This is a genomic window from Bacteroides faecis, assembly GCF_020091505.1.
Taxonomy (GTDB): Bacteria; Bacteroidota; Bacteroidia; order Bacteroidales; family Bacteroidaceae; genus Bacteroides; species Bacteroides faecis.
This window is the reverse complement of sequence record NZ_CP081916.1, coordinates 2,043,752-2,069,777: the sequence shown is the minus strand read 5'-3', so window position 1 is coordinate 2,069,777 and position 26,026 is coordinate 2,043,752. Positions and strand designations below refer to the sequence as shown.

The following is a 26,026-nucleotide window of genomic DNA, read 5'->3' as shown; positions in this document are numbered from 1 at the left end:
GCGTTATTGTTCGAATATCGTATTACCATCCCAGGTTTTGTACCAGCAACGGGATACGACGGAGGTCATCATAAGGTATCGGCATGAAATATTGCTTTTTCGTAAATGCCACACGAGTCTCAAAAGAGGTTCTTTCGAAGAATGCCGGATAATCCTTGTCCATATTCATACCGTATACTTTGCCTCCTTCGCCTCCGGTGTGATATGCCGGATAGATCCAATGTTCGGGATCATTCTGTCCTTCCGCCACTTTCCAGCGACGCACATCGAAATAGCGGTTCCATTCGAAGACTAGTTCAACCAGACGTTCGCGGCGGATACGGTTCAGCAGGTCGGTCTGTGTCTTCGGACAGGTTATCTTGCCGGCTGTTGCGGTAAACGTATATTCGGGAATGCCTGCACGGACCCGGATTTTATTCAGATAAGTCAGGGCATTGTCGAGATCGCTGCACATACAAAGTGCTTCGGCATATCCCAAATACATATCTGCCAGACGAAGTACCGGAGAGAAGTGTTTCGAACCGTTGTTGTTGGAGGCTTTCGCACCCCGACGGATCAAGTATCCCGAATCCGGACAGTCGCCGGAGGCTTTGGACTTGCCGCAGGTTCCGTTTGCACCGTTGGTGAAGTCTGTACGCATTTCCTCATTGTACTTACCTTCGTTCAGCCAGATAGAGCCGCTATAGGTAATATTCACATAAAAGCGCGGTTCACGGTCTTTCCACTGTTTCAGCACTTTGGACTTATCGGCGTCAAAGTAAAGACGGGAAGGGTTGTTGGGATCGTAATATCTTCCGGATGTGAAGTTGTTGGCACCCGGTACGCCCTCGAATTTATCATAGCCGGGATCTTCTTCGATGGTCAGTCCGTCTTTTGTAAAGAACAGGTCTACCGTTTCCTGTGTTGTATAATAGCCACCGCCGCCAGTCACGTCGGTATCCTGGAAGTCGGTAAACTTAGGGCATACCCAGTAGGTATAGTCGTACAAATCTCTCAGCTTCACAAAAATCAGTTCATCAACAGCTTCCCAGGTTGTGGTGAAAAACTCGCCCGCAGCCCTGCACGAAGCATAAGGGTCCAGCTTTCCATTCGTATAGACCTCGGTCAGCTTATATCCCTGTCCGGTGGCGAAGGTCATAAACCGTTCATACGCATCGCGCGCCTGAGTCCATTTGGAGTGATCTTCGGTCTGAGGGAAAAGTTGTTTGCCGTCTTTATTCTTGACTGACGCCTGATCCGTATTTCCGTTGAAAAGCGGACTTGCCCAGTAGAGGTACAGCTTTGCCTTGAGTGCCATACAAGTGGCGACATCCATACGTCCCAGGTTTGCCTTCCCGGCTCTCTGGAGCAAATCGCCGGAATCAATGGCGCTCTGCAATTCCGTAGCAATGAAGTTTACGCATTCGTCTACCGAATTACGTTCTTTAATCAGCTCTTCCAATGAAGCGTCCAGAGGAATGGGATCTTCGCCAATCAACGGAATGGGACCGTAAAGGCGCAGCAATTCAAAATAATAGTATGCCCGCAATGCACGTGCTTCCGATTTCCACTTTCCACGTGTAGAGGCGGCGGCTTCTGTACATTTATCTACGTTCTGGATGAACGTACTTGCTTTGGCTATTGCCTGATAGTACTTTGAGAAGTATTCACTTGCCTGAGCTGAAGCGGAGTTAAAGGAGCCGTTGGTCCATTCCGCATACGTTTTGTTCCAGCGGTTTGCTCCGTCCAACGATGCTTCCGTAAAGATACCTCCGTAGGTGTTCGGATGAATGGCATCTGTCACTTCACGCACGTAGCTGTATACATTGTTCAGATATTCTTCCGTCCTTTGCTTGGAGGCAAACGTTTCGTCCAGTCCAAACTGTACACCGGGAATCGGTTCAAAGAAATCACTGCAAGCAGTCAGTCCGACACACATCGATGCAGCCAACAGGTATTGTTTTATTCTATTCTTCATAACGATTATTTGACTTTAGGGTTAAAAACTAAACTTGACTCCGACCGAATAGCTGGATACATTCGGATAAGCTGTTCCGTTGCTCGTATTCAGTTCCGGGTCCCACAGCTTGAAGTTAGAGAAGGTAAGCAGATTCGTACCCATGAGGTAGACGCTTGCACTTTTGAGGAAACATCTGTCCAGCAGCTTTTTCGGTATATTGTAGGATATGTTCAGTTGCTTCAGACGCAGGAAGCTGACGTCTTTCACCCACCACGAACTTTTCTGAACATTGTTCGTGTTGGCGTCACTGCCGACATACATGCGCGGATAGAACACATCCTGATTGGTCGGATCGTCGGGACTCCAGCGGTCGTGGATGTTGGCAAAGACATTGTCACGGCCTTCGTCATCCCAGAAAGGCTTGATACAAATGCCGTCCAGATAGCGGTCGGCCTGTCCGGTTCCCTGAAACAGGGCGCTGATAGAAAAGTCTCCGATCTGTAGGTCGGCACCGAATCCGTAATAGATTCTGGGGACATCACCGCGTCCGATGACCGTCTTGTCATAGTTGTCAATCACACCGTCTCCGTTCAAGTCCCGGTATTTGATATCGCCTACATGTACGGTTCCGAACTGGGTGGCATGGTCTTCAATCTCCGCCTGACTGGTAAAAAGTCCGTCGGCTATGAATCCCCAAGTCGCATTTACATTCGTACCGCGTGTCTCCATCCAAGGATAGTCTACCGGCGGTTCGTCGTTCTCTATAATCTTGTCTTTATTGAAAGTCAGATTGCCACGTACCGTAAGGAATGTCTTCTTGCCCAGCCGTTGTGTATAGTCCATCGCTACCTCGATGCCTTTGTTTTCTACGACACCCAGATTAGCATAAGGGTTTTCGATCCATCCGGCGTAGCTGGGGATTGTACTGCGTTGCAGGAAAATATTGTCGCGACGTTCCTTGAAAAGATCGACTACAAAGGACAGATTATCATTCAGAAACTTGATATCGATACCCAAGTCTTGCTTTCTGGATTTAGACCAAGTGACATTTACACCGTACTTTTCTTCTCCATAACCGTTGGCACTTGTATAATTGGTTCCGAACATGGTTCCTGTCAGACCGGTGAACACACCTTGATACATGAAACGTCTGCCTGTTGCGGTATCACTGCCGACCCATCCGTCCGTATAGCGGAATTTCAGGAAGGAAATGTATTTGCGGACCGGATTCCAGAAGGATTCATTGGAGACTGCCCATCCCAGACCAAAAGCAGGGAAGACACCATAACGCTTGCCCGGGCTGAAATTCTCCGAACCATTGATACCGAGATTGAATTCTGCGAAGTAACGGTCGTTCCACGAATAAGTGGCACGTCCGGCAAAACCGCGTTGCTTGTAAGGCATACCGCCAATGACATCCGTCGCATTCAAATCCCAATATACTTTCTGATTGTAAAGCAACAGACCTCCTACCCGATGAGCACCGAAACTACGGTCATAGTTCAAGGATGCTTCTGTATACACCGTGCGGCTGCTCCATTGCTCCGGTGTCTGAAGTGACAGGCTACCATCCGCTTCTTTCAGCACCGAGTAGAGGTAATCGCCTGTTTCTTCATCAAACAAGGTGTCTTCTATCCAGATTCCGTTTTCGTCCGTTTTACCGGCAAAGGTGTACATCGGTTCATTCCGGTTATACTTTCTCTTACGTGAATTGTAAGTATCGAAAGCTACCATGGCAGAAGCGGAAAGTCCTTTGCTCCACTTCCAGAAATCCAAGTCCTGCTTCACGCGGATATTAGAATTTAACTGGCTGGAAAATTCATCATAATAACCTCCGCGAGCCAGCAGACCGTAAGGGTTGAACTTTTGCTGTGAGTTGATACCGGACACGGTACCGTTGGGCAGCAACAAAGGATAAATAACCGGATTCACATCCATACAGGCTGCGTACAGTGAGCTGGTACTGCTCTGCGGATAATGTCCCTGTCCCAGATATCCGGAAAAACCCAGATCAACCATCGTTTTGGAAGTCGGCTTCAGATTCAGGTTGGAGGTGAAGTTATAACGGTCGTACTTCATCTGAGTATTGTAGTTCTCCAGCTTGAAGTTGCGGGTCATACCGGTTTCTCCATAGTAACTCAATGAAGCATAGTAGTTTGCATTAGGCACCCCCCCACGGATATTAATATTCCCGCGACGGTTGTGTCCCCAGTCGTTGAACAGGTTATCTGCCCAGTCGATGGCCGGATACAGGTAAGGATTATACAAACGGGGATTGTCATTCGGCAATAAACCGTTGGACTTCTTTGTCGCTTCGATATAAGCAGCCGAGTATTTAAGTGTACCGCTTGTATTCATCTGCGCCTCGTTACGTGCATCCATGTAAGTGTAGGCATCTGCCATATCTACCTTCTTGGTCAGACGGGTAAAACTTTCGTAATAGTCCACACTAAACTGCGGTTTGCCTACTTTACCGGGTTTGGTTTTCACAATCACGACTCCGTTGGCACCACGTACACCATATACTGCAGTTGCGGAAGCGTCTTTCAGCACTGTAAACGATTCGATATCTTCAGGGTCGATATTGTTGAAACTACGTTCTACCCCATCAACGAGCACAAGGGGACTGGAACTCTGTCCGAGCAAGGAAGATAAACCACGAATCCAGATATCCGATTCATCGTGACCGGGTTCGCCGCTACGCTGAACGGCAACCACCCCGGCAATGCGTCCGGAAATAGCAGAAGACAGACTTGCAGCAGGCATCTTAATGTCTTTCACATCCATCGTAGACTGAGCGCCTACCACGGATACTTTACGCTGATTGCCGTAACCCACTACTACCACTTCATCCAGTGACGACACATCTTCCACCAAAACGACATCTACGATTTTTTGCTTTGCTACCTTTACCTCTTGCGGCTTATATCCTATATAAGATATGAGCAGAATAGGATTCCCTGTTGAAAGCTTCAAGGTATACTGACCGTTCATATCGGTAATGGTACCATTCGTTGTACCTTTTTCCTGAACACTCACCCCTATGAGCAGTTCTCCTTTTTCATCAGAGACACGGCCTGTGACGGAACTTCCTTGCGCCCATACTGTTACGCTACACGTAAGTAACAATAGCAGTAGCCATAATGACCTGATGCGATGTTTTTTCATTTCAAACAAATTCATACTACTTGTTTTTAATTAATTAATAAGGTTATCAAATACGTTTATCACGTTGATGCAAATTAAAGGAATAGACGAGGAAACCGAATACTCCTGTACGCCAAAAAGCAGGGAGGAAAAAGAATGTCTGTTTAAAGTACAAATGGTAAAACAGAGTACAGCATAGCACTCTATATATCAACAATATAGATAGTCCTTTTGAAAAAGAGAGTACAAGGGCGTTTTCCATGACAAACAGCATAGTCCAGCATAGAATTGAGTCTTTACCGACAGCCTGTACCCGACTGCCGGTCCGGTCTTATTCCTCATTCCCGGCCCTTACGTCCGTCATTCTCCAGAGTTTTTTCTCTGTACACTTTCGGAGTCATGCCAAACTTACGGGTAAATTCCTTATAGAAATAAGCACGGCTGGAAATACCGACATCAGCAATGACTTCCTGTATCGACAACGCTTCATCACGCAATAACCTGGCAGCCTTTTCCATCCGATAGTCTTTAATCAGATCACTTGGAGACATTCCCGATATCTCCTTCAGTTTACGGTAAAACTGACGGGGACTCATCAACATCTGCTCCGCTACAAAAGTAGATCCCAAATCTTCGCGATCCAGATTCTGCTCTACCACCTGCAGGAATTTCCGAACAAAATCTGCTTGCTCAGCAGTAGTACAGACAATGGAATTGCTCCAGCCCTCCAGCTCTTCCAGATATACCTGTCTGGCTTCCCGCTTCCCATAGAATGTTTTATGAATAGTTTCTTTCAGGAAGGGTATGTCATAAGGAAGGACAAGATAGGAATCTGCCCACAAAATCAGTTCGCGTTGCATAGACGTACTGACTTTCCAGGTCAGCATCGGAATAAATGCAGTCTTTGAAAGCATTGAACGATTCTTATTGATGTATTTCATGAAAGTGCTCTCCGCATCGGTATACATCAGCATATCTACCAGAAACAATGCCGGAGCTGAAGTATGCATCTCATCAAATGCCGCTTGTATACTTCTCACCGGACGTACTTCATACTCATCGGATAGTAGTCCGCTTATCAGCCAAATCATCTCCTCTCTGTCTTCCAGTAATAAAACCGTTTGACGAGTTTCGTTCTGCTCTGCGATAGCAGCCGGATCAAAAGTAATGGTCAGCCTGTTCACCTGCTCTGCATCAGTGGCATAAAAGAGAGTGCAGTTTTGCTGTTTCAATGCCGAAAAGACGAAACGCTGCATCGTCCTGATACGGAACTGGTCATCCGAATCTTTTCCTTTTACGGGCAAAGGTTCCTGATCGGATAGTACATCATACAATCCCTTTACCGTATGGTCGGAGGAAAAAAATGACAGCAGCATTCTGTTATCTTCCTCTTTTGCGGTCAGAGACACTTCCGCCCCGTTCCGGCTGGCTATATAGAGGTAGCTAAAATAAAGAATACAGCGTAATGCGTTTTTATAGGCAGGAAAAGTAAAACTGTCCGGGATATCCAGACGAATGAGAGACATATGGTAACCTTCCTTTTCCAGTACACGATGTACTTCTTCCGCCAATTTCAACATATACAGCCGGCCCGTAACAGAAAATTGCAACGAGGACAACAGGCGGAAGCACTCATCTCCGACACCAACGCCAAAAAGCAATGCCATGACGGATTCACGAATCTGATTTACTTTCGCAGTATGCTCAACCGGTGAAAGACTCTTGTCATTCAACCGGTCGCATGCCTGATAAATAAGAGTACAATTGTCGAGTACTTCACGTTCTTTATAACTGTCTGCCACCAGAGAAGTGTTACGGTGCTCCGTTTCCAGTAATTCCTGCAACACCCGTTCGTGACGGAAATACTTGCGGAACAAGTGAATCACATAGATCGCCAATACAAGCCCCAGCAGCAAATAAATAATATATGCATACACCGTCAGATACCAGGGCGGCAGAATGTAAACCGGAATGGAAAAGGTTTTGTATTCCGTAGCAAATACATCTTTCTTGTATCGTACCTTAAAGAGATAGTGCCCGGAGGGAACATTAAAATAGGATGCTTCGTTGACACTGCTGAAAGCTCCCCAATCCTTGTCATATCCCTCAAGTATGTATGAGTATTCCACGTCACCGCCACTGGCATAATCGGGCACCACAAAGAAAAGGGAGAAAGACACCTTCGCACCTTTCATTTCCAGACCTTTCCTGTCGGGCAAATAGTGGTCCTGCAGATTGACAGATGTCTTCTCAATCACTAACTTACGCAACAATATTTCCGGATAATATTCGGGGACCGCAGAAACTTTCTTATCCAAATAAAGCAATCCATCGATTCCTCCGAAGAAAAGGTTACCGGTATAGGGACAATGATAATAGGCATCATCACTGAACTCTCCGATCTGTATGCCGCCACTATAATAATAAGCATGCGAGAATGAATTATCCGGATTGAACTTGATAAGCCCCCGGTTAGTCCCCAGCCAGAGTAATCCGTTATCATCTTCGAGAATACTATGAATCATGTCATTAAGCAATCCATGTTCGCGTCCGATATAGTCCGCTTCAAGCTTGCGTCCTCTAAAGGTGACACGCACCAAACCGGAGGTAGTACCTACATATAATTGATCTTTTTTATACCAATGCAGACAGAGAATATCATCAACCGACTTATGCAACATTTCATTCAATGAGTAAATCTGATACTCATCCGTCTCTCTGTTGAAGCGTATCAATCCCCGCTGCCGACTGCCTAGCCACAATAAGGAGTCACCTTCGGATACCATACTATAAAAAAGATTGAGTTCCTGCTGCTCATAGAAGAAACGATAATGCTTGCTCGACTTTATCCGAATATCTCCCGGTTTACCTTTATCAAGTATCACTTTACAAAAGCCACTTCCTGATGAAGCTACATATAATGTAGTATCATTCGCTTCAAATATAGAATGTACCTCATCTATCTCCTGTGTCTTTTCCAACGTAAGTTCATGCAATCGTCCATCGTCAAAAGAATAATAACATAGCCCCGATGATGAACCAGTACCTATCCAAAATCCATTCATATAACGGCTTTCCGTCATGGCATACACTTGAAATTCCCGATCCAGTTTGACATAAGAAGACACATTCTGCTTGCCATCAGGTGAATAAATTTCTGCATTGGCAACCTGTACACCATCGCGATAATTCCGGATGTGCAACAGCCCGTCCCCTTTGGTGCCAAACCAAAGCCCTCCATACTTATCGGTCAAAACAGATCTTACCTGCCGACTCAGATTCGGTGACAGACTATTCAGCATCACATTGGTAGCAATGGAGTATTTCCTTGAATACATAATTGCTCCTTGTCCGTCAGACCCTATCCACAATACTCCCTGTCGGGGATCATTATAGATGGCAAAAATCCGTATATTACGATTAACTACTTCTTCGGCATATTTCTGTGACATGCGCAGACGTATCAGCCCATTTGTCTGGAAAGCAACCATAATATCTTCATGGAAAGGTACAATACCGGAAATTGTCCCATACTTCCGCACCATATCGCCAATGTTACGTATATATATCTTCGACTTTCTGGAGATATCATATACAAATAAATCCTTATCGGAATCATAGAAGCAGAATACGCCGTTCTGGTAACAGACGTATTCTATCGTTTTCGAGTGGAAACGGGAAGGGGTGACATCAAGCCGGGTACTCAACGTATCCTGATCAAAAGAACTCAAAGAAAAACGGTAAAGATCGCCGCTCTGATAAGGGAAAAGATATAACTCGCCCTCATCCGTCACAAAAGCACGGGTATCTACCTTCAGCATATGAATGTCCGGCATCGGCACATTGACAAAACGACGATGATGGGTATTATAATAGGAAATCCATCCATACCCCAAAGCCCAGGTATTCCCCTTCGGATTGGAGTGAATTACAAAATCACCGCCGAACTCATAGTTACAAATCACTTGACGCGAATCTTTGGAGAAACGGTTGGCACCTAAATGAGTGGTAACCCACAAGCAACTACTGTCAGCCTGCTGGATAGAATGAATGACATTATTGCTCAAAGTCTTTTGTTCCGAAAAGTCCGAACGAAAGACTTCCATACTTTTCCCGTCGTAACAGTTTACACCATCGTAAGTACCAAACCACATCAACCCCTCATTATCTTGAAAAAGGGACAATACAGCACTATTAGATAACCCTAACTGATAATCCACCTTGCGGAAAAGATAAGTATCCTTTACATTATCAGCCAAGACAGCAAATGAATGAATCAATATAACAAAGATCAGGAGTAAGTATTTTTTCATAGCATATTGATAACTAAACAGATGTATAATGTGACAAAGGTATATTTTCAGTCGCAGATTTCCAAAACTTTCTTCTGTCTTCGCCAAGACAACTCCTATATTAACAGTTAAAACGGAACAGGAGACCATAAAAAAAGGAGAACTTATAAATAAGCTCTCCCTTCTCTATATCTTCACAACAAATAAATCGTTGTCTACTTGGCTAGTTCATTGATTACATCCATAATCTTCTGTCCGATCTCCTCAGCAGCCTCCATTGTGGAAGCCTCGCTATACACACGAATAATCGGTTCCGTATTACTCTTACGCAAATGTACCCATTTATCCGCAAAGTCAATCTTTACACCGTCGATATCATTGATTTCTTCGTTCTTATAGATTTCCTTTACTTTAGCCAGAATAGCATCTACATCAATCTCCGGAGTCAGGTCTACACGGTTCTTGGCGATGAAGTAAGGAGGATAAGTAGCGCGAAGTTCGCTCACTTTCTTTCCTTCATGAGCCAGATGGCTGAGGAATAAAGCGATACCTACCAAAGCATCACGTCCGTAATGGCTGGCCGGATATATTACTCCACCGTTTCCTTCACCACCGATTACGGCATTTGTAGCTTTCATCTTGGTTACTACATTTACTTCTCCTACAGCTGAAGCGCTATATTCCATTCCATATTTACGAGTTACATCGCGCAACGCACGGGTAGAACTCAAATTAGAGACCGTATTACCCGGAGTATGCTTCAATACATAATCGGCTACAGTCACCAATGTATATTCTTCACCATACATGACACCGTTCTCGCAAATCATAGCCAGGCGGTCAACATCCGGGTCTACCACAAAAGCAACATCGGCTTTTCCACCTTTCATCAGGTTCATGATATCACCCAAGTTCTTTTCAAGCGGTTCGGGATTGTGCTGGAAATTTCCAGTGGGTTCGCAATAGAGTTTCTCTACATGCTTCACGCCCAGACGTTCTAAAAGTTCCGGAAGGATAATACCTCCTACAGAGTTCACACAGTCGATAGCTACACGAAAATCAGCTTTCTTGATCGCTTCTACATCCACCAAATCGAGAGCCAACACACTGTCAATATGTTTTTGATTGTAAGTCAGATCTTTGCGATAAGAGCCCAGGTGGTCTACATCGGCATAATCGAATTCTTCAGCCTCAGCAATGCGAAGCACTTCGTTACCTTCTTCCGCATTCAGAAATTCGCCGTGTTCGTTGAGTAGTTTCAGTGCATTCCACTGTTTGGGATTATGAGAGGCTGTCAAGATGATACCGCCACAGGCACCTTCCATCGTCACAGCTAATTCTGTAGTCGGAGTGGAAGCCAGATCAATGTCTACAACGTCCCATCCCATTCCCATCAATGTACCAACAACTACGTTTTTTACCATTTCACCAGAGATGCGAGCGTCGCGTCCCACTACAATCTTGTTGCTTTGCGCTTTGCAGGTCTTACGAATCAAAGTAGCATAAGCCGAGGTGAATTTTACAATATCAAGCGGATTTAGTCCCTCACCCGCTATTCCGCCAATAGTTCCGCGGATTCCAGAGATAGATTTGATTAGAGTCATAGGTTTTTAACTAAGATTTATATTGGTGTTTTAATTCAGTGCTTTGCTGAATGTCCAAATATCATAATAGTATGGATTGACGTATTGTTGCGCTGACGAATGTCCTACCTTGGAAGGAACGATCAAACGTACGTGAGCATAGTTGCGCACAAACGGTAACGCCAGCAACCAGCCTGCAGGTACGGCTGTTGACTGGTAGTAGCTTGCCCAGTAATAGTCCATCTGAATGAAAGTACCATACACATAGCTGCCTTCAGCTACATAACGGAATACAGCAGGATTCGTATAAAGCTGATTTGCATCTCCCCACTCTTCCAGAAAAACATTGAAACAAGTAGTGTCACGTGTCATTATATCTTCCTCGATATAACGAACACAAATCTCATTGTTGTTTGCAAAAGTATCCGTTTTGTTTTCAGCACTTCCACGATCTACAATCTGCATATATACACCATCGGAAAGGGCTACATATTCATTCCGGTCCAAATTGGTGACAGTATCATTCTTCTCAAATTCGTCCTGTGAAATGATCCGGATTCCTTTATCCTTGATGAATTTATTCACCGCATTCTTTTCGTCCTCCAACATTTCAGCGTAAGTCTTTGAATCGTCGCATGCCTGGAATATACTTCCGGCTGCCAACAAAGAGAGAAATAAAAATACAAGTTTCTTCATTATCTGTTATTTAGCTATATTCTGCACAAATGTATCTCAAATTCATTGAAAGATGAAAGGGGAAAGTTGAAAGTTGGTAACTTTTAACCTTTCTCTGTCTACTTTTAACCTTCCATTCTCAACTTTTGGCTGTCAACAAAGGTTTATATTTCTCCAGTGCCTGTTCGAAAACGGCTTTCGCCTCCTCTATCGTTCCGAAAAATTCACCGCCCGAAGCGTTCAAATGACCACCCCCATTAAAGAATTCGGCAGCGAGCTGATTGCATGGGAAAGTACCGACTGAACGAAGAGAAATCTTGATCATCGGCTTCTCTGTATCTTCCCGCAAGAAACAGGAGAAACAAACGTTTTTGATTGTGAGGGGAATATTCACAAAACCCTCACTATCACCTTTTATATAGTCAAACTTACTTTGTTCTTCCTTTGTCAGCGATATCAATGCGGCATTGTAATCTGAGTAAACCACCATATTTGACAACACATACCCCATCAGACGCAATCTGCTCTCCGAATAAGTATTGTACACTTTGCGATAGATATCGTCTTTATCAATCCCTTTTGAAAGGAGTTCGCTAATGATAAAATAGATCTCGCGATTGTTGGAATTGTAAGTAAAGCCACCTGTATCCGTCATCATACCAGTATAGATACATTCTGCGCCTTCCTTTGAGATATCACTAAAGTACCCCATACGGCAAATCAGACGAAATATCAATTCTGAAGTGGAAGATATCTTAGGATAAGACATGGTGATCTTACAGAATTCTTCGGGATAAAGATGATGGTCGATCATCACTTTGCGCGCGGGAGAAGCAGCAACAGCATCTGCCATGTCATCAATACGCTTTAAGGCATTAAAATCCAGACAGCAGATCACATCAGCTTCGGCAATCAGTTTGTCCGCAAAGTCTTTATAGCGATCATATAAAAGGATGTCCTTACTTCCCGGCATCCAACGCAGGAAATCGGGGAAAGCGTTAGGAACAATTACATTTACTGTTTTCTCTTGTGAATCGAGAAAGTGATAAAGCCCCAGTGAAGAGCCGATAGCATCGCCGTCGGGCGATACATGAGAAACGATTACTATTTTGTCAGCGCGTTCAAACCATTTTGTAAAATGGTCGATTTTAGCCTGTTCGATTACTTTAGTCAACATACCATATTCTTTTTCGAGTTGCAAATGTACGATAATTCTTTGTACTTAGAGCAAAAACCGCACAGAACCTTCTTCGGACAAAGAGAGAAAATGTAAACCCAGCCTCTCACATTCCTCCCGGAAGAGCCGTTTGCGATCATCTGAGAGGGAAGCATCCAATAGGATAAAGGATGGAGAAAAAAGTCTGGTCAGTTCTTCCAGACGACCACTATAACCTTTGCACAAGTACATGTAATTAATAGATAACGGTGAAACGGCAGATTTGTTTCGCCAACGATTGTCAGTCACCATGCAAATGCGACAACCGTGATAAAATACGATCTGCTGATGACGGGAGAAATCAACTCCCTGACAATCAGTCGTAATTTCTACCGGAGGCAGGAGTTGATGACGACTCCAATAATTAGCAGCTACCATCTGCAATCGATGCTTATCTGGCAAAGTATCAGCATAGCTCAACCAAGAGCGCCTGTCCTCTCCGATGCAATGCACCACCGGACAACCACGGACATTATAAAATACAAGGCTTGAATGAGGACGGTCATACCCATACATTACTGTGTGACAGATACCCAGACACAACAGGAAAGAAAGACAAATGACTAAGTTCCGGAATCTCCGGGTCTTTGAATAATAAAAGAAGAGTAGAAAGAATATATAGATGCCCAGTACTTCCAACTGATAAACCCAGATACCATCCAAAGAGGCATAAGGCAGTTGTTCAATCCATCGGACAAAACCATTCAGCGCTTTCAATAAGAATCTGGCTACTTCTGCCACAAGGTACTGAACGGCAGGCAACGGAGTCAGACAAAGCATAAAGACGGTAGTATATAAAGCCAGGGTTACCAAAGGAATAACCACTAAATTAGTCAGCAAGAAATGAGTGGAAAAGCGGGAAAAATAAAGCAGCACAAGTGGGGCGGTCCCTATTTGCGCCGCTATGGATACGCTCATCAATCCCCATACATATTTTCCTATTCGGTTCTTCACAGGTAACAGCCGACCGACAGGCTTCTGAAGCAACAAAATAGAAAGCACCGCGAGAAAAGATAATTGAAAACCAATATCGAATAACCAGGCCGGATTACCAAGCAACATTACCCATGCAGTAGCAGCCAGTGTATTCAAAGACAATGACCGCCCCCCAAACAGATCAGCAATTGTCAAAATTGAAAACATACTTACTGAACGGACTACAGATGGAGACAGTCCCGTAAAAAAGGCAAAAGACCACAATAAGACAAGAAGCAGCACGGAACGGAAATATCGGATGCCCCGCCACCTCCGTACAAGAGGTTTCAGAAAAAGAAGAAAGAACAAAGCATATAAAAGTCCGATGTGCAAACCGGATAAAGCTAAAATATGACTGGCACCGGATACAGAATAGCTTTCACGGATAGATTCGCTCAAATCGGCTTTTTCTCCTACAGTCAGCGCAGAGAGTACAGCCAACTCATCTCCTTCAAATCCCAGCTTTCGATAAAGGTCGATCACCTTTTCCCGATAAGAAATGGCAGTATATTGAATGAAATGAAGAAAACCGGAAGCATGAGAAGAAGCCGCAGCGGATGACGACACCCGCACCCACTTTCCGGAGGGTACATAGCCCGTTCCACTAATACCATGCCGCATCAAATACCGGACATAGTCAAATTCATCGAAATTCCCCCCATTGACAGGTGAAGAAATACGGACAGATACAAACAGCTCATCTCCCACCTTCAATTGAGTGACCAATGAATCTTTCTGTAAGTAAAGAATCGCCTTCCGTCCTATCGGACATACGTATGATGAATCATGCTGTCCTTCAAGCCATACCCTACAAAGCAAAGTTCGTTCTTTCGCTTCAGGAGTATCCGTTAACTGTACCCGATAGACAGTTTCCTTTTCCGGAAAGTCATACACCGTTTGTTTTAATTGCCAGCTGATACTTCCCCATCCTCCTGCGAAACAAAGAGCAAAGACAGAAACTCCGAAACACCACCGGAGAGAATAACGCTCCAAGTAATAAAAAGCAATGGACAGACCGGTAAAGAGACAAAAGGCCAGAATGCTCCAAAGTAGCTCCGCCGATTGATCAAAGAACCAATCTCCACAAAAAACGCCTGCTATCCACGGGATAATCAGGCGTATATAAGGATACTGATGTAAACAGGCAGTATTCAATGTATTCGTTACAGCCTGTGTAACTGACGAATCATTTCTTCCGGGTCCGGTGCTCCAAAGACTGCATTACCGGCTACCAGTACATCTGCCCCTGCTTCCACCAGGCGGGCACCAGTTTCCAGATTCACTCCACCATCTACTTCAATCAATGCTTTCGAACCTGTTCGTTCTATCAAGGCACGCAGTTCACGGACTTTCTCTACAGAATGTTCAATGAACTTTTGTCCGCCAAATCCTGGATTTACGCTCATAACAAGCACCATATATACATCCTGAATAATATCCTGAAGTAAAGCAACAGGAGTTGCCGGGTTTATAGTTACAGCCGGCTGCATTCCGGCTTCTTTAATTAGCTGAATCACCCGGTGCAGATGAGTACAAGCCTCATAATGGACATTCATCGTATGTGCCCCCAATGCCTTTACCTCGGGAATGAACTTCTCCGGGTTGACAATCATCAGATGTACATCCAACGGTTTGTCAGTCAGCTTCGCCACATACTTCAGTACCGGAAAGCCAAATGAAATATTAGGAACAAATACCCCATCCATTATATCAATATGCACCCACTCCGCTTCACTGCGGTTTATCATTTCAAGGTCTCTCGCCAAATACCCAAAGTCGGCAGAAAGGATGGAAGGAGAAATAATCGGTTTCATCATTCTATTGTTTTAAGTTCTAAGTTAGCTTGACCGTGGTCAGTTCATTCTATCAATTCATTTTATATCCATCCGACAAGCGGAATCCACGAAGCAATTCATCGGTCTTCAGACGTTTCTTGCCGGGAAGCTGCAAAGATAGAACAGAAACAAATCCATCGGGCACAGCCACCTTTATATATTTCTTGCCATCTGTCACAACTGTTCCGACAGCCAGCTGATGTGCCTCATAAATCTTCTCGCTCTCAAAAATCTTCATTACTACCGCTTCTCCTTCCGGACTGACTAATTCACTCCATGCAGCAGGATAAGGCGACAGTCCACGAATGAAATCATAGACCCTCTTCACCGGAGAATGCCAGTCAATCCGACAAGTCTCTTTAAAAATCTTTGGAGCAGGGCGAAGTTCTCCTACCACTGCCATATCTTCCTGAGCAATCGGCTTCACTGTATCATTCAATATAGCATCTACGGTTTCAAGTACCAGTTTTCCACCAAGCACCATCAGTTTATCATGCACCACTTCCACATTATCCGTATCTGCAATAGGTACACGTACCTGCTGAATCACTTTTCCGGTATCAATCTCGTGTTGCAGGAAAAAGGTGGTGATGCCTGTCTCTGTATCTCCATTAATGACCGCCCAGTTAATAGGAGCTGCGCCCCGGTACTGGGGAAGCAGCGAAGCATGCAGATTGAAAGTACCCAACCGTGGCATGTTCCAGACTACTTCCGGCAACATACGAAAAGCAACCACAATCTGAAGATCCGCTTTCCAGTCACGAAGGGCCTGCACAAAAGCCTCATCTTTCAGTTTCTCCGGCTGCAGCAACGGCAAATTCTGTTCGAGTGCATATCGCTTGACAGGAGAATATTGAATTTTATGTCCGCGTCCGGCCGGTTTATCGGGCATCGTTATCACGCCTACCACGTTATAGCCGCCCTCTACCAATTGACGCAGGGCCTCCACCGCAAAATCGGGAGTACCCATATAAACGATTCTTAAATCTTCTTTCTTCATCATCTTAAGTATATTATTTAGGCACGGATGACGCAGATTTCACAGTAGTCAGAAGTTACATAGAACAACAAGCTTAATCCGTATCATCCATACCAGAAAATGTACACCTGCGGTTAATCTTCGGAAAAATGTACCAATACCTGACGGTACGAGTTAAATATCTTCGATTTGGAGACAAATCCCTGATAGCGCCCTTCCTCATCGACAACCGGAAGATTCCATGCTTTGGTATCATCAAATGTCTGCATCACTTGCTCCATTCCATCCGTATCGAATATCTTGGCAGGAGCAGATGTCATTAATTTATTAACAGTAAAGCGATGATAAAGTTCTTGCCGGAACATGATGTTGCGGATATCATCGAGCAGGACAATTCCCAACAATTCGCCGGTCTTTTTATCCGTCACCGGAAACACGTTACGATGGGAAGTAGCAATGGCTTTCACCAACTCGCCCAAATCCATTTCCGGATGCACTACCACGAAGTCTTTTTCCACCACATTCTCCATTTTCATCAAGGTCAATACCGCCTTATCCTTATGATGTGTGAGGAGCTGCCCTCTCTTGGCCAGACGCATCGAATAGATACTATGAGGCTCGAAAGCAATAATCGTCAGATAGGAACTGACAGATACAATCATCAAGGGAAGAAACAGGTCATAACCTCCGGTCAGTTCGGCAATCAGGAATACACCTGTCAACGGAGCATGCATGACTCCACTCATAACACCCGCCATTCCCATCAATGCGAAATTCTTTTCGGGCAGATAAGCAGAAAAGGCTAAGTCATTACTGAAATGGGAAAATACGAATCCGGCAATACAGCCCAGATAAAGCGAAGGTGCGAAAATACCACCGCAACCACCGCCACCGTTCGTCGCACTGGAAGCAAACACTTTCAGTAAAATAATCAGCATCAGATAAACCTGCAACAGATTACTATAGCCGTAGAACATAGAGTTGTTCATGACCGTATCCCATTCCGCTGCTGAAGTTCCGTTCAACAAAAGATTGATCGTATCATAACCTTCGCCATAGAGCGGAGGGAAAAGGAAGATCAGCACACTTAGCATCACACCACCAAAAGCTAGCTTCTGGTAGGGGTTCTTGAGTTTCCCGAATACCCCTTCTATAGAGTTCATTGCCCGTGTGAAATAGAGAGAAATCAATCCGCAGAAAATACCCAGCAGAATCACATAAGGGATACGTTCCAGTTCGAAAGCCTGGTCGAGGTTGAATTTGAACATGGCTTCTGTCCCGGTCGTGATATAAGAAACGGTTGCCGCCGTTACGGCGGAAATCAGCAAAGGAAGCAGAGATGACATCGTGAGGTCGATCATCAGTACTTCCAACGTAAATACAAGTCCGGCAATCGGAGCCTTAAAGATACCTGCAATTGCACCTGCCGCACCACAACCGACTAGCAACATCAGCGTACGGTGTTCCATCTTGAAAACACTTCCCAGATTGGAACCGATGGCAGATCCTGTTAAAACAATCGGGGCCTCCGCTCCAACCGATCCACCGAAGCCGATCGTGATAGCACTGGCAATCGTAGACGACCAGATATTATGCCGTTTGATGCGTCCTTGACGACGCGATATCGCATATAGAATTTTGGTAACTCCATGGCTGATGTCATCCTTCACAATATTGCGCACAAACCATCCGGCCAGAAAAATACCGATTACCGGATATACCAAATACAAGTAGTTGGCTGATGTCGCATTAAAGTTGTCAGTCAGGAAATTTTGTATCTGATGAATAAGGAACTTCAAAAATAAAGCAGCAATCGCAGTGAAGATTCCGACCAGGAAACTTAATATAAGGATAAACTGCTTTTCCTTGATATTGGCTTCCCGCCATCTGATACAACGCTGTAACAAGCTCAGTTTCTCCTCTCTCTTCATTTATTCACGAATTATCTTGATCACTCCGCCTTTGTCTAACTTTATAATACTCGAGGGCTTTGGACGGCTCATATCATCCTGCCGGAAACCGACAATATAATCAACCGCCGCCTTGACTTCGTCGCTGATCTCACTAAAGTTGGCTGCCCCCGGCTCTCCGCTGATATTGGCGGAAGTAGAAACAACCGCCTTACGGAATTGCTGACAAAGTCGTCTGGAAAAATCTTCATTGGTCACCCGGATACCTACGCTGCCATCCTCTGCCAACAGGTTCGGAGCCAGATTTCGCGCACCGGAATAAATAATAGTCAATGGTTTGTCGGCTACTTCTATCAGATCCCATGCCACATCAGGAACATCCTGTACATAAAAATCCACCTTCACGGGAGAGTCCACCAGTACCAGCATAGCCTTACTATCGGCACGTTTTTTTATCTCATACACCCGGCGTACAGCCTCTTCGTTAGTAGCGTCGCAGCCTATACCCCATACGGTATCGGTGGGATAAAGGATAACACCTCCTTCATTCATCACCTGACAGGCTTTTTTAATATCTTCTATCATTTCTTGAACTATTTCTGTTGAGAATAACACGCAAAAGTACTACTTTTGCATCGAAATAAAAAAGATTAAGGGAAAACAATGGAAGAAATCGTATTTCATCATGCACTGCCTATCCAGTTGCGCTTCAACGACGTAGACAAATTCGGCCACGTCAACAATACCGTTTACTTTTCTTTCTATGATTTGGGGAAGACTGAATACTTTGCTTCCGTATGTCCGGGAGTGGACTGGGAAAAGATCGGCATAGTCGTTGTTCATATCGAAGCCAACTTTGTAAAGCAGATTTTCGCATCTGATCATATCGCTGTACAAACCGCCGTTTCTGAAATTGGGACTAAAAGCTTTCATCTCATTCAACGGGTGATTGACACGAAAACGCAGGAAGTCAAATGTGTCTGCCAATCGATCATGGTTACTTTCGACTTGGAAAAACATGAATCGATGCCGCTAACCGAAGATTGGATAGAAGCAATCTGCAAATTTGAAGGAAAAGACTTACGCAAGAAGAAAAACTGAAAGAAATAAGTTCCCCGGTGCCGGGGATACTCCTCATCGGTGCCGGAGGGGGCCTTCCCCGGTGCCGGGACCATTCCTCATCGGTGCCTGACTTTGGAGAGCCCAAACCTGAGTGATAAAAAAAGTTTTATACTGAATCATGTCCGCTATATAATAGAAATTACTTGCCTATACATTATATTATATATAATTCCTCTCTCCAAAAGTGAACGGCAACCATGTGAATACTCTCTTAATGAACATAAAGGAAGTTTGCCACCTTACGCTCTCCTTGATGATCATAGTTTCTGTTATCACAGGGAAAGTTCACAATTCCCTCTTCCGGTGCCCCGGACAGCCATAAGGCGGTAGAACCTCCTCCATCCAGATTCAGCGCATCTTTTCCACCCAATACATGAAGCAGATGTGCCAGTTCCGGAATGTTGATTCCGACAGCATTTTCCGGAGATCGCCCATCGACAGTAACAAACAGAATCTTTCCTTCTTCAGTCAGACAAATAGCACTACGCGGATGCCTGGTTTCTATAAAATTGGCATCGCACTGACTCCAATCATAGTACTTCCCGTCTTTCAACATCAACGGACCGGAAGCTAACACGGAACCTTTATTTTTCTTGTAGTTCTTCTCGATCTGCCTGTCCCAAGGAATGAGCTTCACTTTTCCTTTCTTCTCATAAACCGCTCCTGTCACCCGCAACTTCAATTCATCCAACGAAGTAGTGTCCACAACCTGACTTCCCACCTTCAGAAAACAGACAGAGTTTCCTTTCGTCATATCGAAATAGGAACCGTTGATGGCTCCGATTGCCTGATGTTTCGGGGCAATCCGGCTTATTTTCTCCAATTGTCCGGTAAAGGCAATACCGACCTTTTTGCCAGCCTTCGGATTTATCTCCAATATATTAATGGACTGAGTGCCTTGATAAAGAAAAGGGATGGAAGCCCGCTTATGTACAATTCCATTTTCTACGGTCACCACTTCCCAATGAGCTGTCACTATTGCTATAGAATCAGCAACAGTCTGTGCATTTACGACTTTAACGGACAACAAGATTAGAACAATGATACCAACAAGATTTCTTCTCATAAACAGTCTGTAAGTTTTGGGTTCACATTTTGTGTAATAACTAATCATACAAAGATAGACTTCTCCTGTCATATTACCAATATACCCGGATATAAATTAATTCATTTGTACGGATTTGAGGCAAACTGAATCGGAAAAGAATATATTTAGGCACGGATGACACGGATGAACACGGTCGTTTTACGTAATTAATCATAGCACTAAAACCGTGAAATCCGTGTAATCCGTGCCTAATCCTCAATTTATAATTTAGTTCATTTCTGTACGAATTTACTCCATTTGAATACCAACCCCGTAAGGAGCTAATTCCGCAGGTTTTGAAATATTTTCGTCATAACTACTGTACCCTTCCGCTTTTTTTCGTACTTTTACCCCTTGTTGGAAAGTAGTGCCTTTCCAGCCCCTGAGAACAGAAAAAGAAAAAACAATATATAAAATGAATCACAAATGGAATTATCAACCCATTACACCCGAACAGGCAGAGACAAGCCAGATATTGGCCCAGGAATTAGGCATTAGCCCGATACTTGGACAACTTCTGGTGCAGCGGGGAATAACGAAGGCAGCAGATGCCAAGAAGTTTTTCCGCCCGCAGTTGCCCGACCTGCACGATCCGTTCCTGATGAAGGATATGGATATTGCAGTGGAGCGTCTGAACAGGGCGATGGGAAAGAAAGAGCGTATTCTGATTTATGGAGATTATGACGTAGACGGTACTACTGCCGTAGCATTGGTCTACAAGTTCATTCAACAGTTCTATTCGAACATTGACTATTACATACCCGACCGCTACAACGAAGGGTATGGCATTTCTAAACAAGGAGTCGACTACGCCTCTGAAACCGGCGTAGGATTGATTATCGTACTCGACTGCGGCATAAAAGCAGTAGAGGAAATCACGTATGCGAAAGAAAAGGGAATCGACTTTATCATCTGCGACCATCATGTACCAGACGATATCCTCCCCCCTGCCGTCGCTATTCTGAATGCCAAACGTCTGGACAACACTTATCCATACACACACCTTTCCGGCTGTGGAGTCGGTTTTAAGTTTATGCAGGCATTTGCAATCAACAACGGTATTGAGTTTCATCACTTGATTCCGCTGCTCGACCTTGTAGCGGTGAGTATTGCATCGGACATTGTCCCCATCATGGGTGAAAACCGTATTCTCGCCTATCACGGTCTGAAACAACTGAACAGTAATCCCAGCGTTGGCATGAAAGCCATCATCGACGTATGCGGACTTTCCGAGAAGGAAATTACCGTCAGTGATATTGTATTTAAGATCGGACCACGCATCAATGCGTCCGGACGTATCCAGAACGGGAAAGAGGCCGTAGACCTGCTCACGGAAAAGGACTTCTCGGCAGCATTGGAGAAAGCCGGACAAATCAACCAATACAATGAAACCCGGAAAGATCTCGACAAAAGCATGACAGAAGAGGCCAACAATATTGTTGCCAATCTGGAAGGACTCTCCGAACGCCGTTCCATCGTGCTTTACAACGAGGAATGGCATAAAGGTGTCATCGGCATTGTAGCCTCCCGTCTGACAGAAGTTTACTACCGACCGGCAGTCGTACTCACCCGAACAGATGACATGGCAACCGGTTCCGCACGTTCCGTTTCCGGATTTGATGTGTATAAGGCAATCGAATATTGCCGTGATCTGTTGGAGAACTTCGGCGGACATACGTATGCAGCCGGATTATCCATGAAAGTGGAAAATGTGGAAGTCTTTACCCGAAGATTCGAAGAGTATGTGTCACAACATATCCTGCCGGAACAAACCAGTGCCGTAATCAACATAGATGCGGAGATTGATTTCAGGGATATTACATCAAAATTCTTCAATGACCTGAAGAAATTCAATCCTTTCGGTCCGGACAACATCAAACCGATCTTCTGCACACATCATGTCTATGATTACGGTACCAGCAAGGTGGTTGGACGCGATCAGGAACATATCAAACTGGAACTGGTTGACAACAAATCGAATAACGTTATGAACGGTATCGCATTCGGACAAAGTTCTCATGTGCGCTATATCAAGACGAAGCGTTCATTCGACATCTGCTATACAATCGAAGAGAACACGCATAAGCGTGGCGAAGTCCAACTTCAAATCGAGGATATAAAGCCGATTGAATAAGTATCAGGAGATATTAAAACAATACTGGGGTTATGACTCCTTCCGCGACTTGCAGGAGGAGATCATTACCAGTATCGGCGAAGGCAAAGACACACTGGGACTGATGCCTACCGGAGGCGGTAAGTCTATTACATTTCAAGTGCCCGCTCTCGCTCAGGAAGGTATTTGTATCGTCATCACCCCACTTATCGCCTTGATGAAAGATCAGGTGCAGAACTTGCGAAAACGGGGAATCAAAGCCCTTGCCATCTATTCGGGCATGACACGGCAAGAAATACTTACCGCACTCGAAAACTGCATCTTCGGCAATTACAAGTTCCTTTATATCTCTCCGGAACGGCTGGATACGGAAATATTCCGTACCAAGTTGCGTTCGATGAAAGTCTCCATGATTACGGTGGACGAAAGCCACTGTATCTCACAATGGGGATACGACTTCCGCCCGGCATATCTGAAAATCGCAGAAATACGGGAGCTGTTGCCTGGAGTACCGGTACTGGCACTGACAGCTACAGCAACTCCCGAAGTCGTAAAAGATATCCAGACCCGACTGAACTTCCGGGAAGGAAATGTCTTTCGCATGAGCTTTGAACGAAAGAATCTGGCATATATCGTACGCAAAACGGATAACAAAACCAAAGAATTGCTGCATATCCTCCAACGGATATCGGGCAGTGCAATTATCTACGTCCGCAACAGACGCCGCACCAAAGAAATCACCGAACTGTTGACAAACGAAGGAATAACCGCCGACTTTTATCATGCCGGCCTGGACAATGCCGTCAAAGACCTTCGGCAAAAACGCTGGCAAAGCGGAGAAGTCCGTGTCATGGTGGCAACCAATGCTTTCGGCATGGGTATCGACAAGCCCGATGTACGTATCGTGCTGCATCTCGACCTGCCCGATTCACCCGAGGCCTATTTTCAGGAAGCCGGACGTGCCGGAAGAGACGGAGAGAAAGCTTATGCCGTCATCCTGTACGCCAAATCCGACAAGATGACACTCCACAAACGTATTGTCGACACCTTTCCCGAAAAAGAATACATCCTGAATGTCTACGAACATCTTCAGTATTATTATCAAATGGCGATGGGTGACGGATTTCAATGTATCCGGGAATTCAATCTGGAAGAATTTTGCCGGAAGTTCAAATACTTCCCGGTGCCGGTAGACAGTGCCCTGAAAATACTGACACAGGCTGGCTATCTGGAATACACGGACGAACAGGATAATTCATCACGAATCCTCTTTACCATCCGTCGGGACGAACTGTATAAACTACGGGAAATGGGAAAAGAAGCGGATGCCTTGATACAAACGATTCTTCGTTCGTATACGGGAGTTTTCACTGATTATGCCTATATCAGTGAAGAATCGCTTGCCCTACGCACCGGACTGACACGCCAGCAAATCTATAACATACTGGTAACATTAACCAAACGCCGCATCGTCGATTACATTCCCCGCAAAAAGACTCCTTATATTATATATACACGCGAACGATTGGATCTGCGCTTTCTGCACATTCCCCCTATTGTCTACGAAGAGCGCAAGGCACGCTATGAAGCACGTATCAAGGCTATGGAAGAATATGTCACTACCGAAAACGTATGCCGGAGCCGGATGCTTCTCCACTACTTCGGAGAGAAAAACGAACATAACTGCGGGCAATGTGATGTCTGCCTCAGCAACCGTGCCAGCAACGACTTATCTGAGAAATCTTATGAGGAATTGAAAAGGCAAATACTGGAGTTGCTTGGTCAAAGTCCACTAACTCCTGCCGAAATTGCCGATAAGATAAAAGCGGAAAAAGAAGATATCGGGCAAGTAATCCGATATTTATTAGACGAAGACGGACTGAAGATGCAGGACGGAATGCTACATATTTCAAAATAAGTTATTACATTTGCAGACAAACTCTAAAATAACGCAACCATGCCGAACTTTTTTAAATCTTTTTTCTCCGGTAAGTCTGAAACACCGGAAAGTGAAAAACAAAAGAACGATCAGAAAAACTTCGAAATATTCAAATATGACGGCCTGCGCGCACAGCGCATGGGACGTCCGGATTATGCCATAAAATGCTTCACCAAGGCACTTGCCATCGAAGAGGACTTCGAGACAATGGGTTACCTCAGCCAACTCTATATCCCAATGGGAGAAACAGAAAAGGCTCGCGAAATTCTGGAAAAAATGGCAGTGATGGAGCCCCATGTCACCAGCACATTCCTCACATTGGCCAATGTCTGCTACATCCAGGAAGACTACAAAGCTATGGAAGAAGCTGCCAGCAAAGCAATCGCCATCGAAGAAGGAAATGCAGTCGCACACTTCCTGCTGGGAAAAGCCCGCAAAGGACAGGATGACGAAATCATGACCATTGCCCATCTGACGAAAGCCATCACTCTGAAAGACGACTTCATCGAAGCTCGTCTGATGCGCGCAGAGGCTTTGCTACAAATGAAGCAATACAAGGAAGTAATGGAGGACATAGACGCCGTAATCGCCCAGAATCCGGAAGAAGAGACCGCCATCCTGCTGCGTGGCAAGGTGAAAGAAGCCAACGGACAGGAAGAAGAAGCAGAAACGGACTACAAATTTGTAACGGAAATAAACCCATTCAACGAACAAGCCTACCTCTATCTGGGACAGCTTTATATCAATCAGAAGAAACTGACAGAAGCTATCAGCCTGTTTGACGAAGCCATCGAACTGAACCCGAATTTCGCCGAAGCCTATAAAGAACGCGGACGTGCCAAGCTATTGAGCGGTGATAAAGACGGCTCCGTAGAAGATATGAAGAAGTCACTGGAGCTGAACCCGAAAGATGAAGCCGGTCTGAACGGAGAATTCAAGAATCTGGGACCGAAGCCGGAAGCACTTCCGGGAATCTTCTAAGCAGACAGCAGTATATACTCATTTTCAACTGAAACATTACTGTCATATCAGGTGACCTTTTCATCTTTTTTAGGGAAGAAAACAAAAAAAGTATCGCTTTTTGTTTGCATCTAACAGAAAATTATTACTTTTGCCCCAGAATTAGAAACCAAAGCAGAAACAAAGATTCGTATGAAATCATTTTCTTATGCATATTACTTCTTTTTTTACTTTTACTTTAGCCAGAAAGTAGA

The 26,026-nt window shown here is 44.8% G+C and carries 16 protein-coding genes; 4 read left to right on the top strand and 12 right to left on the bottom strand.

What is annotated here, in order from left to right:
• Window positions 1–22 precede the first annotated feature (22 nt).
• The 11 genes from K6V30_RS08225 to K6V30_RS08175 all read right to left on the bottom strand — a co-directional run bounded on the left by K6V30_RS08225 (window position 23) and on the right by K6V30_RS08175 (window position 19,136).
• Window positions 23–1,957 carry a RagB/SusD family nutrient uptake outer membrane protein gene (locus K6V30_RS08225; protein ID WP_070101283.1) on the bottom strand — a complete coding sequence of 645 codons (1,935 nt, stop codon included), beginning with the start codon at window positions 1,955–1,957 and terminating at the stop codon, window positions 23–25.
• Between the two features lie 21 nt (window positions 1,958–1,978).
• The gene (locus K6V30_RS08220; RefSeq protein WP_081030730.1) at window positions 1,979–5,122 is read right to left on the bottom strand and encodes a SusC/RagA family TonB-linked outer membrane protein; all 3,144 of its coding nucleotides are present in this window, start codon (window positions 5,120–5,122) and stop codon (window positions 1,979–1,981) included.
• 302 nt (window positions 5,123–5,424) lie between these two features.
• Window positions 5,425–9,399, bottom strand: a complete 3,975-nt coding sequence (locus K6V30_RS08215; RefSeq protein ID WP_055268737.1) for a helix-turn-helix domain-containing protein — start codon at window positions 9,397–9,399, stop codon at window positions 5,425–5,427.
• Between the two features lie 194 nt (window positions 9,400–9,593).
• On the bottom strand, window positions 9,594–10,982 hold the full coding sequence (glmM, locus tag K6V30_RS08210; RefSeq protein ID WP_010536568.1) for a phosphoglucosamine mutase: 1,389 nt from the start codon (window positions 10,980–10,982) through the stop codon (window positions 9,594–9,596).
• Between the two features lie 30 nt (window positions 10,983–11,012).
• Entirely contained in the window at window positions 11,013–11,657 is a 645-nt protein-coding gene (locus K6V30_RS08205) for a BamK family beta-barrel-assembly machinery protein (RefSeq protein WP_055268533.1), read from the bottom strand.
• 118 nt (window positions 11,658–11,775) lie between these two features.
• Entirely contained in the window at window positions 11,776–12,813 is a 1,038-nt protein-coding gene (locus K6V30_RS08200) for a DHH family phosphoesterase (protein ID WP_010536566.1), read from the bottom strand.
• A 45-nt stretch (window positions 12,814–12,858) separates the two neighbouring features.
• Entirely contained in the window at window positions 12,859–14,982 is a 2,124-nt protein-coding gene (locus K6V30_RS08195; protein WP_055268532.1) for a ComEC/Rec2 family competence protein, read from the bottom strand.
• 8 nt (window positions 14,983–14,990) lie between these two features.
• Complete coding sequence (rpe, locus tag K6V30_RS08190; protein WP_010536564.1) at window positions 14,991–15,641, bottom strand: ribulose-phosphate 3-epimerase; 651 nt, start codon at window positions 15,639–15,641, stop codon at window positions 14,991–14,993.
• 52 nt (window positions 15,642–15,693) lie between these two features.
• A complete protein-coding gene (gene fmt, locus K6V30_RS08185) occupies window positions 15,694–16,662 on the bottom strand; it encodes a methionyl-tRNA formyltransferase (RefSeq protein WP_055268736.1) in 969 nt (322 codons plus the stop codon).
• A 113-nt stretch (window positions 16,663–16,775) separates the two neighbouring features.
• Entirely contained in the window at window positions 16,776–18,572 is a 1,797-nt protein-coding gene (locus tag K6V30_RS08180) for a chloride channel protein (protein ID WP_055268531.1), read from the bottom strand.
• The gene (locus K6V30_RS08175; RefSeq protein ID WP_055268530.1) at window positions 18,573–19,136 is read right to left on the bottom strand and encodes an L-threonylcarbamoyladenylate synthase; all 564 of its coding nucleotides are present in this window, start codon (window positions 19,134–19,136) and stop codon (window positions 18,573–18,575) included. It lies immediately after the preceding gene.
• 78 nt (window positions 19,137–19,214) lie between these two features.
• Here K6V30_RS08175 and K6V30_RS08170 point away from each other — a divergent pair, with 78 nt between their 5' ends.
• Window positions 19,215–19,652: an acyl-CoA thioesterase gene (locus K6V30_RS08170; protein ID WP_010536560.1), complete on the top strand. Its 438-nt coding sequence runs from the start codon at window positions 19,215–19,217 to the stop codon at window positions 19,650–19,652.
• 232 nt (window positions 19,653–19,884) lie between these two features.
• Here the strand turns inward: K6V30_RS08170 and K6V30_RS08165 are convergent, their stop codons facing one another.
• Window positions 19,885–20,739 (bottom strand): phosphodiester glycosidase family protein, encoded by an 855-nt coding sequence (locus K6V30_RS08165; RefSeq protein WP_022301952.1) that lies wholly within the window; start codon window positions 20,737–20,739, stop codon window positions 19,885–19,887.
• A gap of 436 nt (window positions 20,740–21,175) precedes the next feature.
• Between K6V30_RS08165 and recJ the strand changes: the two genes are divergently transcribed.
• The 3 genes from recJ to K6V30_RS08150 are packed head-to-tail and all read left to right on the top strand — an operon-like array spanning window position 21,176 to window position 25,793.
• Window positions 21,176–22,894: a single-stranded-DNA-specific exonuclease RecJ gene (gene recJ / locus K6V30_RS08160; protein WP_010536558.1), complete on the top strand. Its 1,719-nt coding sequence runs from the start codon at window positions 21,176–21,178 to the stop codon at window positions 22,892–22,894.
• Window positions 22,887–24,791: a RecQ family ATP-dependent DNA helicase gene (locus tag K6V30_RS08155; RefSeq protein ID WP_010536557.1), complete on the top strand. Its 1,905-nt coding sequence runs from the start codon at window positions 22,887–22,889 to the stop codon at window positions 24,789–24,791. Before recJ ends, K6V30_RS08155 begins: the two co-directional genes overlap by 8 nt.
• Window positions 24,792–24,830: 39 nt before the next feature.
• A complete protein-coding gene (locus K6V30_RS08150) occupies window positions 24,831–25,793 on the top strand; it encodes a tetratricopeptide repeat protein (RefSeq protein ID WP_055268529.1) in 963 nt (320 codons plus the stop codon).
• Window positions 25,794–26,026: the final 233 nt, after the last annotated feature.